General features: G+C 72.9%; 13 protein-coding genes and 1 pseudogene. 4 read left to right on the plus strand and 10 right to left on the minus strand.

Annotated features, from left to right (window positions below):
• Positions 1-39: 39 nt before the first annotated feature.
• Positions 40-510: a pyridoxamine 5'-phosphate oxidase family protein gene (locus QSK26_RS10100; RefSeq protein ID WP_285774777.1), complete on the minus strand. Its 471-nt coding sequence runs from the start codon at positions 508-510 to the stop codon at positions 40-42.
• Positions 511-653: 143 nt separating this feature from the next.
• Between QSK26_RS10100 and QSK26_RS10105 the strand changes: the two genes are divergently transcribed.
• The 3 genes from QSK26_RS10105 to QSK26_RS10115 are packed head-to-tail and all read left to right on the plus strand — an operon-like array spanning position 654 to position 3,125.
• Positions 654-1,247, plus strand: coding sequence for an NADPH-dependent FMN reductase (locus QSK26_RS10105; RefSeq protein WP_285774778.1), 594 nt, complete (start codon positions 654-656; stop codon positions 1,245-1,247).
• Positions 1,248-1,292: 45 nt separating this feature from the next.
• Positions 1,293-2,249 carry a magnesium and cobalt transport protein CorA gene (locus tag QSK26_RS10110; RefSeq protein ID WP_285774779.1) on the plus strand — a complete coding sequence of 319 codons (957 nt, stop codon included), beginning with the start codon at positions 1,293-1,295 and terminating at the stop codon, positions 2,247-2,249.
• 57 nt (positions 2,250-2,306) lie between these two features.
• The gene (locus QSK26_RS10115; protein ID WP_285774780.1) at positions 2,307-3,125 is read left to right on the plus strand and encodes an SDR family oxidoreductase; all 819 of its coding nucleotides are present in this window, start codon (positions 2,307-2,309) and stop codon (positions 3,123-3,125) included.
• A 150-nt stretch (positions 3,126-3,275) separates the two neighbouring features.
• On the opposite strand, the pseudogene QSK26_RS10120 reads toward QSK26_RS10115, so the two are convergent.
• From QSK26_RS10120 to QSK26_RS10155, 8 genes and pseudogenes are all read right to left on the minus strand, one after another.
• Positions 3,276-3,626: pseudogene (locus QSK26_RS10120) on the minus strand (cytochrome P450); the annotation flags it as partial.
• Positions 3,627-3,647: 21 nt separating this feature from the next.
• Entirely contained in the window at positions 3,648-4,502 is an 855-nt protein-coding gene (locus tag QSK26_RS10125; RefSeq protein WP_285774781.1) for a cytochrome P450 family protein, read from the minus strand.
• Positions 4,492-6,201 (minus strand): type I polyketide synthase, encoded by a 1,710-nt coding sequence (locus tag QSK26_RS10130; protein WP_285774782.1) that lies wholly within the window; start codon positions 6,199-6,201, stop codon positions 4,492-4,494. The genes QSK26_RS10125 and QSK26_RS10130 overlap by 11 nt, the downstream gene beginning before the upstream one ends.
• Entirely contained in the window at positions 6,198-7,442 is a 1,245-nt protein-coding gene (locus QSK26_RS10135; protein WP_285774783.1) for an FAD-dependent monooxygenase, read from the minus strand. Before QSK26_RS10135 ends, QSK26_RS10130 begins: the two co-directional genes overlap by 4 nt.
• Positions 7,427-8,581, minus strand: coding sequence for a monodechloroaminopyrrolnitrin synthase PrnB family protein (locus QSK26_RS10140; RefSeq protein ID WP_285774784.1), 1,155 nt, complete (start codon positions 8,579-8,581; stop codon positions 7,427-7,429). Before QSK26_RS10140 ends, QSK26_RS10135 begins: the two co-directional genes overlap by 16 nt.
• A 21-nt stretch (positions 8,582-8,602) precedes the next feature.
• Positions 8,603-9,553 (minus strand): chlorinating enzyme, encoded by a 951-nt coding sequence (locus QSK26_RS10145; protein WP_285774785.1) that lies wholly within the window; start codon positions 9,551-9,553, stop codon positions 8,603-8,605.
• Entirely contained in the window at positions 9,550-9,843 is a 294-nt protein-coding gene (locus tag QSK26_RS10150; RefSeq protein WP_285774786.1) for an acyl carrier protein, read from the minus strand. Before QSK26_RS10150 ends, QSK26_RS10145 begins: the two co-directional genes overlap by 4 nt.
• On the minus strand, positions 9,840-11,357 hold the full coding sequence (locus QSK26_RS10155; RefSeq protein WP_285774787.1) for an amino acid adenylation domain-containing protein: 1,518 nt from the start codon (positions 11,355-11,357) through the stop codon (positions 9,840-9,842). Before QSK26_RS10155 ends, QSK26_RS10150 begins: the two co-directional genes overlap by 4 nt.
• Before the next feature lie 393 nt (positions 11,358-11,750).
• On the opposite strand from QSK26_RS10155, the gene QSK26_RS10160 reads away from it, so the two are divergent.
• On the plus strand, positions 11,751-12,908 hold the full coding sequence (locus QSK26_RS10160; RefSeq protein WP_285774788.1) for a pyridoxal phosphate-dependent aminotransferase: 1,158 nt from the start codon (positions 11,751-11,753) through the stop codon (positions 12,906-12,908).
• 59 nt (positions 12,909-12,967) lie between these two features.
• Here the strand turns inward: QSK26_RS10160 and QSK26_RS10165 are convergent, their stop codons facing one another.
• A complete protein-coding gene (locus QSK26_RS10165) occupies positions 12,968-16,390 on the minus strand; it encodes an indolepyruvate ferredoxin oxidoreductase family protein (RefSeq protein WP_285774789.1) in 3,423 nt (1,140 codons plus the stop codon).
• Positions 16,391-16,436: the final 46 nt, after the last annotated feature.

Consider the following 16,436-nt stretch of genomic DNA (forward strand, 5'->3'; position numbering starts at 1 on the left):
ATCTTGGTCGACCAGCCGACCGGCTTTACAAAGTAAGTTCTACTGGCGGACGGCCTTCCGCAGCCCTCGACCCTCCTGCCATATCTCGATCTCCAGCAGTTCCCCGGCGGGGTCGACGCTGGTCAGCACCACCTCCGCCACATCGATCCGGAACAGGTGCGACCCCTTCCCCGGCAACGCGAACTCCGCCAGCGCCTCCTTGTCGGTGATCTCCACCGCCAGGCCGGAGAACTTCGCGTCCCCCGCCCACGCGCCATCGGGCCCGGGATCGGGCGAAGCGCTGTGCACCGCCACCCGGGGATCGCGCCGCAGATCCAGCGCCTTCACCGCGCCCGCCATCGACCCCAGCCAGACCTCCCCCTGCCGGAAGTCCAGCTCCGTGCCGCTGATCCGGGGCGAACCGTCCTTCCGCAACGTCGCCATCGTCTTGTGCCGGTGCGCGTCGAGCAGCGCCCGCGCCCGCGCGGCGAACTCCGGCACCGCCCGCTCGAACTCCTGCCATGAAGCCACCAGCCCATGCTGACAGCCCGCACCGACAGAACCCACCCCTCACACGGACCGATCCCCTTGACCTGAACCATGGTTCAGACACCACGATGATCGTACGGCGAAGCGCCGCCACCGCAACCACCGGACCCCAGCGAAGGACCGCCATGCCCGACAAGCCGCTCCAGCTCGCCGTCATCCTCGGCAGCGTCCGGGAGGGCCGCTTCGGCCCCACGGTCGCCCACTGGTTCGCCGACCGCGCCCGACGGCACGGCGATCTGAACGTCGACCTCATCGACCTGGCCGACCACCCGCTGCCCCTGGTGCTGCCGGGCTTCGGATCCACGCCGCCCGCACAGGCGGCCCGCACGCTCGCCTCCCTCACCCCGCGGCTCGCCGCCGCCGACGCCTTCGTCGTCGTGACCCCCGAGTACAACCACAGCTTCCCCGCCCCGCTGAAGAACCTGATCGACTGGCACAACCACCAGTGGCACGCCAAACCGGTCGCCTTCGTCTCCTACGGCGGCGTCAGCGGCGGCCTGCGCGCCGTCGAACACCTCCGCCCCGTCTTCGCCGAACTGCACGCCGTCACGATCCGCGACACCGTCAGCTTCCACAACGCGCACGGCCACTTCGGCGTGGACGGCACCCCCGTGCACGCCGAGGAGTGCGACAACGCCGCCACCATCCTGCTCGACCGGCTCTCCTGGTGGGCCCGGGCCCTTCGCGAGGCCAGGCATATCGATCCCTACGCCGCGTGACGCCTCGGTGAGCGGTCCGCCCGGCCGGTGGAGCAGGATGGCCTCATGGAGTGCCTGATCTACAGCCTCGACGGCCGGGTCCAGCCGTTCTCCGCGGACATGGACGGCATCGTGGAGCGGGCCGGCCGGCTCACCGAGCACGAATTCGCCTGGATCGAGACGCCCGCGGGCGACAAGGACGCCCTGCACGCCCTCACCGACGCGCTGGGCCTGCATCCGCTGACCGTCCGCGAGTCCGTGGACGGCTCCTCCCGGCCCCGCCGTGAGCGCGCCGGCGAGCAGCTCTACCTGGTGCTCAGAAGCGTGCACCGCGAGGGCTCCGACGTCTGCGCCGCCGCCGTCCGGGTGCTCGCCGGGCGGAAGGTCGTGGTCACCGTGACCGACGACACCGCCACCCTGGCCACCGCCCGGGACCGCCTGACCCGACATCCCGAGCTGGTACGGCAGGGCACCTCCGGAGTCGTCTACGTCGTCATCTCCAGCGTGGTGGACGCCTACGAGCAGATCGCGGAAGAGCTCCGCCAGGAGCTGCGCGACCTGGAGGAGCAGGTGTTCGCGCCCGGCCGCAGCGACCTCAGCCAGGACATCTACGTCCTCAAACGCGCCGTGCTGGAGCTCAACGACGCCGTGGAACCGCTCGTGCCCATCACCGAGGACCTGCTCGGCGAAGACCTGCCCGGACAGGTCCGCCACTACCTGCGCGACGCCGCCCACCGCATCCGCCGCGTCGACGGCATGATCAACGGCATGGACGAGCTGCTCAACTCGGTGGCCAACGCCCACCTGGCCAGGGTCAGCACCCGGCAGAACGACGACATGCGGCGCATCTCCGCCTGGGCCGCCGTGCTCGCCGTACCGACCGTGATCACCGGCATCTACGGGATGAACTTCGCGAGCATGCCCGAACTCCACCTGAGGTACGGGTACCCGGGGGTGCTGCTGCTGATGCTGGCTCTTTCCGTCGTCATCTACGTGGTGTTCAAGCGCAACCGGTGGATCTGACCGGCCCCGGCGTCTTTACAAAGTAGAGTTGTCGGTGGCGGATGCTTGACTGCGGACATGGACGTTCAAACGACTCTGATCCTGGGGGCGACCGGTTCGACCGGGCGGCGGCTGACGGCCATCCTGCGCGAGGCGGGGCATCCGGTGCGCGCCGCCTCCCGCTCCGGTGAGGTGCGCTTCGACTGGGCCGACCCGGCCACCTGGAAACCCGCCCTCGCCGGCGCCACACGGCTGTATCTCATGGCTCCCGACGGGGTGCCCGTCGACCCGGCGTTCGTCGCCGAGGCCACCGGCCAGGGCGTGCGGCGCGTGGTCCTGCTGTCCAGCCGGGCGATCGAGGTCATGGGCGACGAGCGGCTGCTGGCCGCCGAGCGCACCGTCCGCGAGTCCGGCGCCGAGTGGACCGTCGTCCGCCCCGACTGGTTCGACCAGAACTTCGACGAGGGCTTCTTCCGCGCGCCGATCATGGCGGGCGAGCTCAGCCTGCCCCTGGGCGAGCAGCACCAGGTGTTCGTCGACGCCGGCGACATCGCCGCCGTCGCCGCCGCGGCCCTGACCCAGGACGGCCACGCGGGCCGCACCTACGAGGTGACCGGCCCGCGGGCGCTGCCGTTCGCCGAGGCCCTCGACATCATCGGCCGGGCCACCGGCCGCAAGATCCGCTTCCACGGCGAGCCCGCGGACTACCTGGCCGAGCAGGCCGCCGCCGGCGCTCCCCCGGCCCAGGCCGAAGCCCAGGCGGCCGCGTGGGCCGCCCTGCGCGCCCTCGGCGACGCCGAGCCCACCGACACCGTGCCACACATCACCGGACGCCCGGCGAAGAGCTTCGAGTCCTACGCCGCCGACGCCGCCGCCCGAGGCGCCTGGCGCGACTGAACCGGCACGGGCCGCGCTCCGGGCGAATCGCGCGCCGGTCGCGCTTGCGGAGGATCCGGCGGGGTCACGCTCGGGCGATCGGGCGCGAGTCGCGCCGCGGGCGACGTCGCCACGAAGCGCGTGGTGATGCGGCGATACGGCCCCCTCCCCTCATCCCTCGCCGGGGTCGGCGGTCCAGGTGAGGGGGAGGGTGCGCAGCGCGTGTAACGGGGCGGCGGGTTTCCAGTCGAGTCCGGCGTCGGCCACCGCCGTCCGCAGCCCGGGGAACCCGGTGGCGAGCCGGCCGAGCGTGACCTCGAACTGCGCACGGGCCAGCGCCTCTCCCGGGCAGGCGTGCGCGCCGAGACCGAAGACGAGGGCGGGCGCCGGGTCGTGCCGGGCGATGTCGAAGACGCCGGGGCGGGGATGGACGCCCGGGTCCCGGTCGGCGATGTCCGTGTGCGCGACGACGGTCTCCCCCGCGCGGATGAGCGTGCCGTTCACCAGCACGTCCTCGACGGCGACCCGGGGGAAGCCGGACTCCTAGAAGCGGGTGTGCCGCAGCGTCTCCTCCACCGCGCCGGGCAGCAGCTCCGGCCGCCGTCGCAGGAGCCCGAGCTGGGCCGGGTGGCGGCACAGCGTGAGCAGGCCGGTGGCGAGCAGTGTGGCGGAGTTGTTGTGCCCGGCGATGACGAACGCCAGCAGGTTGGTGAGCAGTTCGCCCTCCGACGGCTGCTCGGAGGCCCGGACGATGTCGCTGACCAGGTCCTCGGCGGGTTCGGCCCGCCGCCGGGCGATGATCGCGGACAGGTGGTCCCTGAGCCGGTCGAACGCCTCGGTGGCCTGCTCCGCAGTGTGCTCGGCGTCCAGGTAACGCACCCTCGCCCAGGCGTGGAACAGGTGGTGGTCCTCCTCCGGGACGCCGAGCAGGTCGCAGATGGCGATCGTCGGCAGCGGCAGGGCGTACCGGGCGACGAAGTCGGCGGGCGGGCCGTCCGCGGCGATGCCGGCCAGCAGCCGGGTGGCGGTGCGCGCGAGGCGGGGCCTGATCGCCCGCACCCGGCGGGGCAGTCCCGCGGTGATGAGCCGGCGGACGGCGGTGTGCCGGGGCGGGTCCATGTTGATCAGCGCGTCCGGCGAGGACCGGATCGCCACGTCCGGCGTCGCCCGGGGAGCGGGCAGCACGGCGGCCGCGCGGCTGAAACGCGGATCGTTGAGGACCCGCACCACGTCGGCGTGGCCGGTGAGCAGCCAGGCCGTCCGGCCGTCGGCCAGCCGTACCCGGCTCACCGGCCCACCGGCCTCACGGCGCTCGGCCTCGGGCCCGCCGACTGCGGGCCCGCCGGCTGCGGAATGGTCGGCCTCGGGATGGTCGAGGGGATTGAAGTCAGTGGTCACGAGGGTCCGTTTCCAGCCAGTAGCTCTGGGTCTGCCAGGGATAGGTGGGTAGCGGGACGTAGCGGGCGTCCGGTTCGGTGAGGCTGTGCCAGGGCACCGGTTCCCCGGCCAGGTAGCGGCGGGCGAGGCCGGTCGGCTCGGCCCGGGGGACGCCGTCCAGATGGCCGGCCAGTGCGCGGAGCGCCGTGTCGCGGGAGTCGGCGGGGACGGCGAGACGGTGGGGGTGGTGCTGGCGGCGGGTGGCCGCGCTGTGGCACACGTCGCGCAGGTCGTGCCCGTGCCCGGCGCCGCCCGGTCGGAGGTGGCGGAGGTAGGCGCGGGCGAGGTCGTCCAGCGCCTGCGGGGAGCGGGCGGACAGGACGAGCAGCCGTGCCCGCGCTTCGGAGGGGGGCGGTGGGGGCGGTCTGCGCGCCTCCCCGATCACCAGGTGGGTGTTGACCGCGGAGATGCCCTGCCCGCTCACGCCCGCGACGGCCGGGCGTCCGGTGTCCGGCAGCGGCTCCGCCCTCGTCGGCACGACGAGGGGCAGCCGGTCCCAGGCGATCGCCGGGTTGGGCGTGCGGAAGTGCAGGCTCGGCACCACCTGGCGGTGTTCGAGGCACAGAACGGTCTTGATCAGCGCGGCGACCCCGGCGGCTCCTTCCGTGTGGCCGATGTTGGTCTTGATCGACCCGACGAAGCACGGCCGGCCCGCGGGACGCCCCGCGCCGAGCACGTCGCCGAGCGCGGCGAACTCCACCGGGTCGATCATCGGCGTCCCGGTGCCGTGTGCCTCGACGAAGTCGACATCGGCCGGTGGCACGCCCGCGTTCTCGTACGCCCAGCGCAGCATCTGGGCGTGCCCTTCGACCGAGGGGGCCAGCAGGGAGCCGCTGCTGGCGCCGTCGTTGGTCACGGCGCCGCCCAGGACGACGGCGCGGATCCGGTCGCCGTCGGCGGCGGCACGGGCCAGCGGTTTGAGCACCACGACGCCGACGCCGTCGGAGGGGGCGAACCCGTCGGCGAAGGCGTCGCCGAACTTGCACCGCCCGTCCGGGGCGAGGATCGGGATCTGCGACAGCATGACGTCCTGGTCGGGGATGAGTTTGAGGTTGACCCCCGCCGCCAGGGCCAGGGTGGTCTCCCCCGTGCGCAGGCTCTGACAGGCCAGGTGCACCGCGACCAGCGACGACGAGCACGCGGTGTCCAGCGAGATGCTCGGGCCGCGCAGGTCGAAGAGGTAGGACAGGCGCCCGGAGAGCACGCTGCGGTTGTTGTAGACGGCCGAACCGGTGATCGACTCCAGGCCGCGCCTGGCCAGCAGGTCCCAGTAGTCCAGGTGCACCGCGCCGACGTAGACCCCGGTACGGCTGCCGCCTAGCCGGTCGGCGGGTATCCCCGCGTCCTCCAGCGCCTCCCAGGCCGTGGTCATCAGCAGCCGCTGCTGCGGGTCCAGGGCCGCGGCCTCCTCCGCCGCCATGCCGAAGAACCCGGCGTCGAACCGGTCGGCGCCGTCGAGGTATCCCGACCTGCGGCTGATCACCTTGCCGGGCGCGGGCACGGCGGAGTAGAGGGCGTCGGTGGAGTAGCGCAGCGGCGGCGTGTCCCCGGTGGCGTCGATCCCGTCGCGCAGCACCTCCCACAACGCGTCGACGCCGTTCGCGCCCGGGAAGCGGCAGGCCATGCCGACCACCGCGATCGGCTCGGGTCTGGGCGTCATGGCGGATCCTTCCGGTTGTTGACCGTGTCGACGTCGAATCCGCCGGCCGCGGCGTACCGGGCGGAGATCGCGGCGAGTTCCGCGGCGGGGATCACGTCGTGGACGTCGGCGAAGCCGTCCGGGGCACGCCGGTGGGCCATGCTGATCACGATCTCCGGGCCCATCCGCCGGTTGCTCGCCTGCAGCCGTGTCATCGGCGGGCGGCGGGCGTTCTCGTAGGCGGCGAGGGCGGCTGCGGCGTCGCCGTGGGTCGCGACGGCACGGGCCAGCACGGCCGCGTCGACGATCGCCTGGGTCGCGCCGTTGGAGCCCATGGGGTACATCGCGTGGGCGGCGTCGCCGAGCAGGGTCATCCGGCCGAACGTCCAGCGGGGCAGCGGGTCGCGGTCCACCATCGGGTACTCGTACACCTCGGTGGCGGCGGCGAGGACGGCCGGGATGTCGAGCCAGTCGAACCGCCAGTCCCCGAAGTGCGCCAGGACCGCCGACCCGGGCACCCCGCGGTTCCAGTCGTCGCGGCCGGGGGATCGCGCCGGCCTGGCCGCCACCCAGTTGATCTGGACCCGGCCGGACGACGGATCCCGCCGGATCGGATACAGCACGACACGCCGCACGTCGTCACCGGTGACGATCATCGTGTCGCCGGTCAGGAACGGCTCGCCCCAGGTGGTCCCGCGCCACATCACCATGCCGTTGCCCGGCGGCGGCCCCTCCCCGGGGTACAGCGCCGCCCGTACCGTGGAGCGGATGCCGTCCGCGCCGATCAGGATGTCCGCCTCGGTCACGGTGGGCGGGCCGGCCGGGTGGGCGAGTTCGGCCCGCACCCGGCCGCCCGCCGTGGGCGCGCAGCCGGTCAGCCGGGCGCCGGTGCGGAGGGCCGCGGCGCCGAGCCGGTTGCGGACCGCCGCGGCCAGGGTCGCCAGCAGGTCCGCGCGGTGCACCGACAGCTGCGGCCAGCGGTGGCCGGCCGCCAGGCCGCGGGGTTCCTGCCAGATCAGCTGCCCGTGCCGGTTGTAGAACGCCAGCCGCCGCGCCGAGACCCCCTGGGCGGCGAGGGTTTCGGACAGGTCCAGGGCGGCGAGTTCGCGCACCGCGTTGGGCAGCAGGTTCAGGCCCACGCCGGCGGTACGGATGGCCGGTGCCGCCTCCACGACGCGGACGTTTCCGATCCCGTGCGCGTGCAGGCTCAGCGCGGTGGTCAGCCCGCCGATTCCGGCGCCCGCGATCAGGATCCGCGGCATGCCCTCACCTCCCCGGTGGCGTCGTCGCCGGGCGTGAGGGGACGGCGGCCGGTCTTGAACGACCTTCTGACCAGGCCGGCGTTGGCCCTGGTGAGGCGCATCACCTGGTCGAGGAGGGCGACGCTGCCGCCTCCGCTGCCCAGGGGGTACAGCCGGATCTCCTCCGCGTAGGCTTTCCTGGCGATCGTGAGGTGCTTGCCGCGGAAGGCCACCAGGGAGTGCAGCGCGCGGGACAGCGCCTCGGCGCCCGCCCGGATGTTCGGCGACGTCTCGCCGGCCGCCAGGGCGGACCCGAGCCGGGTCACCAGCGAAGGGCCGGCCGCCCACTCCTCGCTGAGGGCCCGCCAGCCCGGCAGCCCGTACCTGGCCGACTCCCGCCACAGTTCCTCGTAGCCGGCGTCGGCGTGGTCGCCGGCCCACAGCACCAGGTCGACCAGCCCGAGCGGCACGTGCGCGGCGGCGGGGCCCAGGTAGCGGGCTCCGCCGACGCGCATGTCCTCGAAGTAGGGGCGCAGCGTGCGGGCGAAGAACTCCGGGCTCACGGTGGCGATCACGGTGTCGAGGGAGTCCTCCAGCGAGCCGAGCAGGCTCACGAGTTCGTTCGCCGCCACCACGAAGCGGAGATCGTGCGGCTCCAGCGCCGCCAGCCGGCGGCACACCCGCACCGCCGCGCTCAGCCGGGGCAGGCTGATCCGCACCGAGGAGATGAGCATGGTCTCCATCCGGTCGCCGGTGTACATCCGCGCGCGGGCGCCCGCCGGGTTCCACCGGACGTAGTGGTGCACCGTGTCCCTGGGCACCATCCTGGTCCTGCGGCCGAGCTCCAGGAGCACCGCCTCCAGGCCGGGCACCGCGTCCACGGGTTCGGCGCCGTGCCGTTTGACCGAACCGGCGAGCAGGCCGAGGTCGCGCATCGCCGCCAGGCACTCGGCCACGGAGAACGCCGCGGGCTCCGGGAGGGCCAGGACCCGCGCGTGCAGCATGCCGGTCAGCCCGCGCAGGTCCGCCGCGGCGTTCATCGTGCGCAGCGCGGGGAGGAGGCCGTCCATCCGCAGCGGGTCGAGCCCGGCGACGTGGTCGCCGTCGAAGCCGTGCGCCCGCGCGAAATCCTCGTCGGGCCGGCTGTCGGATTCGTTCATCGAGCTGGCACGCGGGACCGGTCACGGGGTCCTGGTGGCGAACGGATGGCCTTTGAGGTTGGTTTCGGCGATCTTGTTGAAGTCGTAGGCGTTGTGCCCGCTGACCAGCACCGAACCGAACCGGTCCAGCGAGATCCGGCCGCCGTACTCCTCGATGGCGTCGCTGCCGGGGTACACCCGGACCCGGGTCGGGACGTAGCGTGCCGCGAACCCCAGCCGCATCTCCTTCTTGCTCCCGGTGTGCGGCAGTGAGGCGTGCATCAGGGTGGACAGGAAGATGATGCACTGGCCGCGCTCCAGCACCATCGGCACGGCCTTGCTCTCGTCGGGCACGAAGTCCGGGTCGATCTGCAGCTCACGGTAGTCGTAGCCGTAGAAGCCGCGCCGGACGCCGTCCTTCTCGACGGCGTTGATCTTGTCGGGTTTGAACGTCATGGGCTTGCTCTCGTCGTAGTTCATCTCCCGGTGGGTGCCGGGGATGAACTGGAGGCAGCCGGTGCGCAGGGTGGCGTCGGTGAAGGCCGTCCACACGGTCACCGTGCCGCCGCGGACGAGGCTCGGGTCGCCCGCCGGCCACAGGATCTGCGGGGTCCCGCTGGCGTTGGCGAACGTGTCGGCCTGGTGCCAGTCGGTGCCCTCGTCACCGGCGTGCTTGGGGAAGAACTCGGTCCGCCAGCACAGCACGTCGTCGCCCAGGATCGAGGCGACCCGGTCCACGATCCTGGGGTCGCAGACGTGGTCGGTGAGGAAGTCGACGTCGAGGTGCCGGTCGTAGTTGGCGATGTTGGTCACGCCCGCCACCTCGTCGAGCACGTCGATCGGGTAGGCGGCGTGGGTCCGGTCGAGCAGTTCGATGCGGGCCTTCCCCCACAGCTCGTCCATCTCCCGCGGCGAGTAGATCGTGAACGGCCCGATGTAGCCGTTCCGCTCGAACCGCTCAAGCTCGGCGGCGGACAGCCGGTAGTCGGTCATCTGCTGGTCCTTCCGTGGTCAGGGGTTGCGCCGGTGTGGTCCGGGAGGCGTCGGGCCGCGCCGGCCAGTGCCTCCCGCATCGGCCTGCGGAACAGTTCGGCGAGATCGAGGGCGACGCCGTGCTTGGCGATGAGCATGGCCCGCAGGCGCATGGCCGTCATCGAGTTCCCCCCGGCGTCGAGGAAGTTGTCGGCGCCCGAGACGTCGGCGTCCTCGACCGCGTCCCGGACCCAGGAAACGAATTCCCGCTCGATGTCGTCCACCGCCGGCGCGGCGTGGTCCGGGGTCAACTGTTCGGCTCCATGTCTTTTCTGATCCTCTCGGGGTCGATCTTTCCGTTGACGGTGGTGGGGAGCCGGTCGTAAAGGCGGAACCGGCCGGGGAGCATGTAAGGGGGAATTCGCGTGCGGAGCGATTCACGGAAGGCTCGCGGCGATATCGGTTTTCCGGTTTCGCTGGTGTAGGCGCAGGCGAGCGCCGGTTCGCCGTCGCGCCGGATCGGCACGACGCAGACCTGGCCGACGCCGGGTACGGTGGACGCGGCGGCGGCGACCTCGCCGAGCTCGACCCGGTGGCCGCGGATCTTGACCTGCTGGTCGGCCCGCCCGAGGTGGGTCAGGGCCGGGCCGTGCCATTCGACCAGGTCTCCGGTGCGGTAGCAGGGGACTCCGTCGAGCGCGCCGAAGCGGTCGGCGGTGAGCTGGGGGCGGTGCAGGTATCCGGCGGCGACCTGCGGTCCGGCGAGGAGGAGCTCGCCGCGCCTGGCGGGCCTGCCGTGCTCGTCGACCACCCGGGCCGTGAAGCCCGGCAGCGGTGCGCCGATGCTCGACCACTCGCCCGCCAGGTCCGCCGGGCCGAGGCGGTGGTAGGTGGCGTGCACGGTCGCCTCGGTCAGGCCGTACATGTTGACCAGCGCGGGCCGGTCGAAGCCGAACCGCTCCACCCAGGGGGCCAGGGTGGCGGCGCCGAGCGGTTCGCCGCCGAAGACGATGTGGCGCAGCGGCACGGCGGCCGGGTCGGGGACCCGCGCGGAGATCTCCCGGGCCAGCACGCCGAACGCGGTCGGGGTCTGGTTGAGCACGGTCACCCCCCGCTCCAGCACCAGCCCGGCGCACGTCTCGGGGGTCAGCCTGTCCCACCGGCCGGCCACGACCAGCCTGCCGCCGGTGAGCAGCGGCCCCCACAGCTCCCACACCGAGAAGTCGAAGGCGACCGAGTGGTAGAGCAGCCACACGTCCCGCGCGCCGAACCCGAACAGGTCGGCGGTCGCGTCGAACAGCGCGCGCACGTTGCGGTGGGTGATGGGGACGCCCTTCGGCGTGCCGGTGGTCCCGGAGGTGTAGATGACGTGGCAGACGTCGTCGGCGGAGGTCGCCGGCCCGGCCGGCCGCGCGGGGGCCCTGATGTCGTGAGCGGCCCGGCGGAGAGCGGCGACGGGTATCGCGGGCGGGTCCAGGTCTCCGACGACGGCCCTGGGGGCGCAGTCGCCGAGGATCAGCCGGTTGCGCGCGACCGGGTTCTCGACGTCGAGCGGGACGTAGGCGGCGCCGCACCGCAGGATGGCGAGGATCGTGACGACGGTGTCCAGCGAGGGTTCCAGACAGACGGCGACCAGGTCTCCGCGCCGCACGCCGTGGCCGGTCCGCAGGTAGGCGGCCAGCCTGAGTGACGCGTCGCGCAGTCCGGCGTAGCTCAGCCGGGCGTCTCCGCATTCGACCGCGACCCGGTCGCCGGACGCGGCGGCGACCCGGTCGAACCGCTCGACCAGCGTTTCGCCGCGTGTTCCCGCGTGGCTGAGAAGCATGTGGACCCTTTCCACGGATCGACATCCGCTCCCCCCTTTCTCCGGCGCCTTGTCACGGGCACGGCAAAGCCGCGCTTCGACATATGGAACCGCTTCCGATCACTTTCTTGAAAGTGCCGAAAAAAGCCCCCGATGGCAAGAGGTGAGTAATTCAAAGTTACGTGTGCCGTCAGTGGGAGTCAAGGCATTAATATTCGACGCCCGCATATTGGTAAATGGATTCGATAGTGCACAACAATGCGGGCTGGGCGTTTAATCGCGAATAAATCCCCATAAAGGGAGCCGGGGCGGGCTCGGCGGGGCCGGCGGGGACATCTCCGCGCCGGAGCGCTTGACGTCCGGACGGCGACGGCACATCTTGTGTTCTGTAAACCGAACACTCGGAGGTGTCCCGTGCGGCCCAACACCCGTTTCGCCGATGTACAGCCGATCGGCCTCGACGCGGTCGCCGAGGCCGCCGGCACCGACCCGGACGTGCTGCGCATGGAGAACCTCGACACCGACGTGCCTCCACCGCCGGCCGCCGTCGCCGCCACCACCCGGGCGCTGGCCTGCGGGGAGGGCAACAGCTGGCTGCCGCTCACCGGCCTGCCGGTGCTGCGCGAGGCGGTCGCGGCCGAGCTGCACCGGCGCACCGGGCTCGACCACGACCCCTCGCGGCAGATCGTCATCACCTCGGGCGGCACCTCGGCCGTCATGCCCGTGCTGCTCGCCACCACCGAGCCCGGCGACCCCGTGGTGCTCACCGACCCCACCTACGCCGGCCTCCTGCAACGGGTACGGCTGTCCGGCGCCCGACCGCAGTTCCTCCCGCTCCACGTCGAGGACGGCCGCTGGCGCCTGGACCGCGACGCCCTGACCCGGATCACCACGGCCGCCGTGCTGCTCCTGATGAGCCCGTCGATGCCCTCGGGCGTCGTCCTCGACCGCGACGACTGGGCCGCCGTGGCCGAGACCTGCGCCAGGACCGGCGCCTACCTCGTCTACGACGCCGCCATGGAACGCCTCGTCTACGACGGCCACCCGCGGATCAACCCCTGCCAGGTCGACGGCCTGGCCGACCGGACCGTCACCATCGGCTCGGTCTCGAAGGAGTACCGGATGATCGGCTGGCGGATCGGCTGGATCGCCGGCCCGGCCGACCTGATGGCCCGCATCCGGATGGCGGTCATCTACAACACCACGGTGGCCAGCGGCTTCGCCCAGCTCGGCGCCGCGGCGGCGCTCGCGGACCCGGCGGGCTCGGGCGTCGCCGAGGCCACGGCCGAATACCGGCGGCGGCACGACACGGTCCTCGGGCAGCTCGCCGGTCTCCCGGTGATCCGCGCGGCGGGCGGCTGGTCCTGCCTGGTCGACGCCACCGCCCTCGGCCTCACCGCCCCCGAGCTGTCCTCCCGGCTGCTCCGCCACGGGCGCGTCGCCGCCACCCCCATGACCGCCTGGGGCGGGACGGTCGCCCCCGGATACGTCCGCCTCGTCTACAGCAACGAACCCGTCGAACGCCTCGCCGATCTCCGCCACCGCTTCGACGCGGCCCTGGCGGGTGACTGAGACCGGTCGAACCGCACCGGCAGGCCGCCTTTACAATGTAGATCTCTCGGTGCGCGGGCTCACGGGGCGGAGTCGGCGGAGGCGGTCGCGCCGGTGAGGGAGTGCAGCAGCGCCGCCTGCCTGTCCCGGTAGGCGGCGATGGCCCTCAGCTTGATGTCCTCGTAACCGCGCACCATGTCGGGCAGGGCGGCGAGTTCGAGGGCGGTGGCCTCGTCGCCCAGGGTCACCGCCCGCAGGACCGCCTCACGGTACTCGGCGGGCAGGCCGCGCTCCTGCCGCCGCAGCCGCGGGTACCCGAACACGTCCAGCGGGGTGCCCCGCAGCCCGCGCAGCGCGTACAGCAGGCGGAACACCGGGCGGAACCACGGGCCCAGGCTGATCTTGCGCTTCATGCCCAGCGCCCTGAGCAGCGGCGGGTGCAGCCGGTACGCCTGCCGGACGCCCGGCCCCGGGTCGAAGGCGAGACTCAGCCTGGCCACCTCGTACTCGTCCTTGTAGGCCATCAGCTTGTACAGGTTGCGGGCCACCGCCTCGGCCACCTCGGCGGAGCCGGCGGCGCGTACCCGCTCGACGAACCGGACGTACTCCCCGGCGTACGCCTCGTCCTGGTAGTCGACGAGGTCCGGCACCCGGACGGCGAGCAGCCGGGCCAGCTCCGTGTCCGGGCCGGTCGCCACCAGGGCGAGGAGCCGCTCGGCCGCGGCGCCGTTCCGCCGCGCGGGAGGGGCGGCCTCCGGCCCGGCGGGGAGCGTGCGGCGGGCGGTGAGGGCGGCGGGGTCGGCGACGACCTGCCTGCCCCACGCGAACGCCTGGAGGTTGCGCTCGGCGGCGGTGCCGTTCAGCCGGATGGCGCCCTCGATCGCGTCGGCGGGCAGCGGGACGGCGCCCGCCTGGTAGGCCGCGCCGAGGTGCAGGATGTTGGCGTACTGGTCGTCGCCGAAGAGCTCCTCCGACAGGCCGCGTGCGTCGAGGTACACGCTGCGGGCGGTGGCCTCCTCGATGACCGAGCGCACCCCGTCCCACTCGGGGAAGGACACGCGGGGGTCGACGACCATGCGCCCGGTCGGCACCTCGGTGGTGGAGACGATCGCGGTGGTCCTGGCCGGGTCGGCGGCGGCGAGCCGCTCGGGGTCGGCCCCGACCAGGGCGTCGCAGGCCAGATAGAGGTCGCATTCGCCGGCGGCGAGCTTGGGGGCCTGCTCGACCTCGTCGAGGGTGATCTTGATGTCGGAGACCACGGCGCCGCCCTTCTGCGCCAGCCCGGTCTGGTCGAGCATCCGCACCTTCCGCCCGGCGATCACCGCGGCGGCGCTGAGGACCTGCGCCGTGGTGACGACGCCCGTCCCGCCGATGCCGGTGATCCGCACGGTGAAGTCACGGGCCTGCCAGGACGGCTCGGGCGGCGGCGCCGGCGGCAGGCCCGGGTCCGCCGCCCGGCCGCCCGGCCTCCCCCCGGACGTCCTGACCGGCGTCAAGGTCACGAACGACGGGCAGTCGCCGGAAAGGCACGCCTGGTCCAGGTTGCAGGAGGACTGGTGGATACGCGTCTTGCGGCCGAACTCCGTCTCCACCGGCTGCACGGACAGGCAGTTGGACTTCACGCCGCAGTCGCCGCATCCCTCGCACACGCGTTCGTTGACGACCACCCGGGTCTCCGGGGCCCGCTCCTTGCCGCGCCGCCGCCTGCGCCGCTTCTCCGTCGCGCACTCCTGGTCGTGCACCAGCACGGTGACCCCGGGGATCGCCGCCAGTTCCTCCTGGCAGCGCAGCAGGTCGTCGCGGTGCCGTACCTCCACCTGCCTGGGCAGGCCGCGCAGCCTGCCGGGGTCGTCGCTGGTGACGATCACCTTGCTGACCCCTTCCAGGAGCAGCAGCGCGGTCAGCCGTTCGACGGTCAGCCCGCCCACCGCCCGCTGGCCGCCGGTCATCGCGACGGCCGAGTTGTACAGCAGCTTGAAGGTGATGTCGACGCCGCTGGCGACGGCGGCCCGGACGGCCAGGCTGCCGGAGTGCGTGAAGGTGCCGTCGCCGATGTTCTGCGTGAAGTGCCGGTCGCTCACGAACGGCGCCATGCCGATCCACTGAGCGCCCTCGCCGCCCATCTGGGTCAGCCCGATCACGTCGCCCACCTGCTCGGGCGGCATGAACAGCGCCATCGTGTGACAGCCGATCCCGGCGCCGACCAGGGACCCCTCAGGCACCTTGGTCGAGGAGTTGTGCGGGCAGCCGGAGCAGAAGTACGGCGTGCGGGCCAGCAGCGGAAGGGAGAGGCGTTCCCGTCTGCGGCGTCCCCGCCACGCCGCGACGGGCTCGATGTCCCCCAGCACGCGCGCGAGACCGGAGGCGATCGTGTCCGGTCCCAGTTCCCCGGCGGGGCTGAACAGCGACTTCCCCCGCACCTCCGGCGCCCCCGCCCGGCCGTAAAGGATCTCTTTGACGGCTCCCTCAAGGAAGGACCGCTTCTCCTCCACCACCACGATCTGGCCGAGCCCGGCGGCGAACTCGCGCACGATCTCCGGTTCGACCGGGTGGATCACGCCGAGTTTGAGCAGCCTGATGCCGTACCTCTCCAGGTCCGCGTCCGCCAGGCCGAGCGCGCGCAACGCCTGGCGGAGCGCGAGATACGTCTTCCCGGCCGACACGATGCCGATCCGGGCGTCCCGGGCGGCGCCGCCGATCCGGTTGACCCCGCTGATCCGCAGATACTCCAGGGCGATCGGCAGCCGGACGGTGTACAGGCCGTGTTCCAGCGCGGCGAGGTCGGCGCCCAGCAGGCGGCCGTTCGGGACGTGCCGGTAGGGGCGGAGCGAGGCGGGCAGCTCCGGGCGGGCCCAGGCGGTGTCCAGGGCGACGGTTCCGGCCGAGTCGGCGACGTCGGTGACCACCTTCATCGCGGTCCACAGCCCGCTGGCGCGGGACAGCTCCACCGCGTGCCTGCCGTGGTCGAGCACGTCGCGCACGTCGGCCGGGTAGAAGATCGGCAGGGCCAGGTCGGCGAGCGCGAGCTCCGAGGCGCTGGGCACGGTGGAGGACTTGGCTCCCGGGTCGTCCCCCACCAGCGCGAGCGCGCCGCCGCGCGGATGGGCGCCCGCCAGGTTGGCGTGCCTGATGGCGTCGCTCGCCCGGTCCAGCCCGGGGGCCTTGCCGTACCAGACGCCGACCACGCCGTCGGGCCGCAGGGTGCCCATCGCCCCGGCGAGCTGGCTGCCCATCACGGAGGTCGCCGCGAGCTCCTCGTTGAGGCCGGGCGTGTGCACGATGCCGTGCTCGGCGAGCAGGCCGGCCCGCCGGCCGAGCTCCAGGTCGAATCCGGCCAGCGGCGAACCCTCGTAACCGGAGACGAACGCGGCGCCGTCCACGCCGGCGAGCCGGTCGGCCCTGCTCCGGTCGAGCAGCACCCGGACGAGGGCCTGGATGCCGGTCAGGTAGACCTCTCCCTCCCGGCGGAGGTACCGGTCGTCAAGGGTGATCGGTTCGGCCATGGAGCATCACCTGACTCGTGAAAGAATGGGCATCTGGCGCAGATAG

Source organism: Microtetraspora sp. NBRC 13810 (assembly GCF_030268685.1).
GTDB lineage: Bacteria > Actinomycetota > Actinomycetes > Streptosporangiales > Streptosporangiaceae > BSRQ01.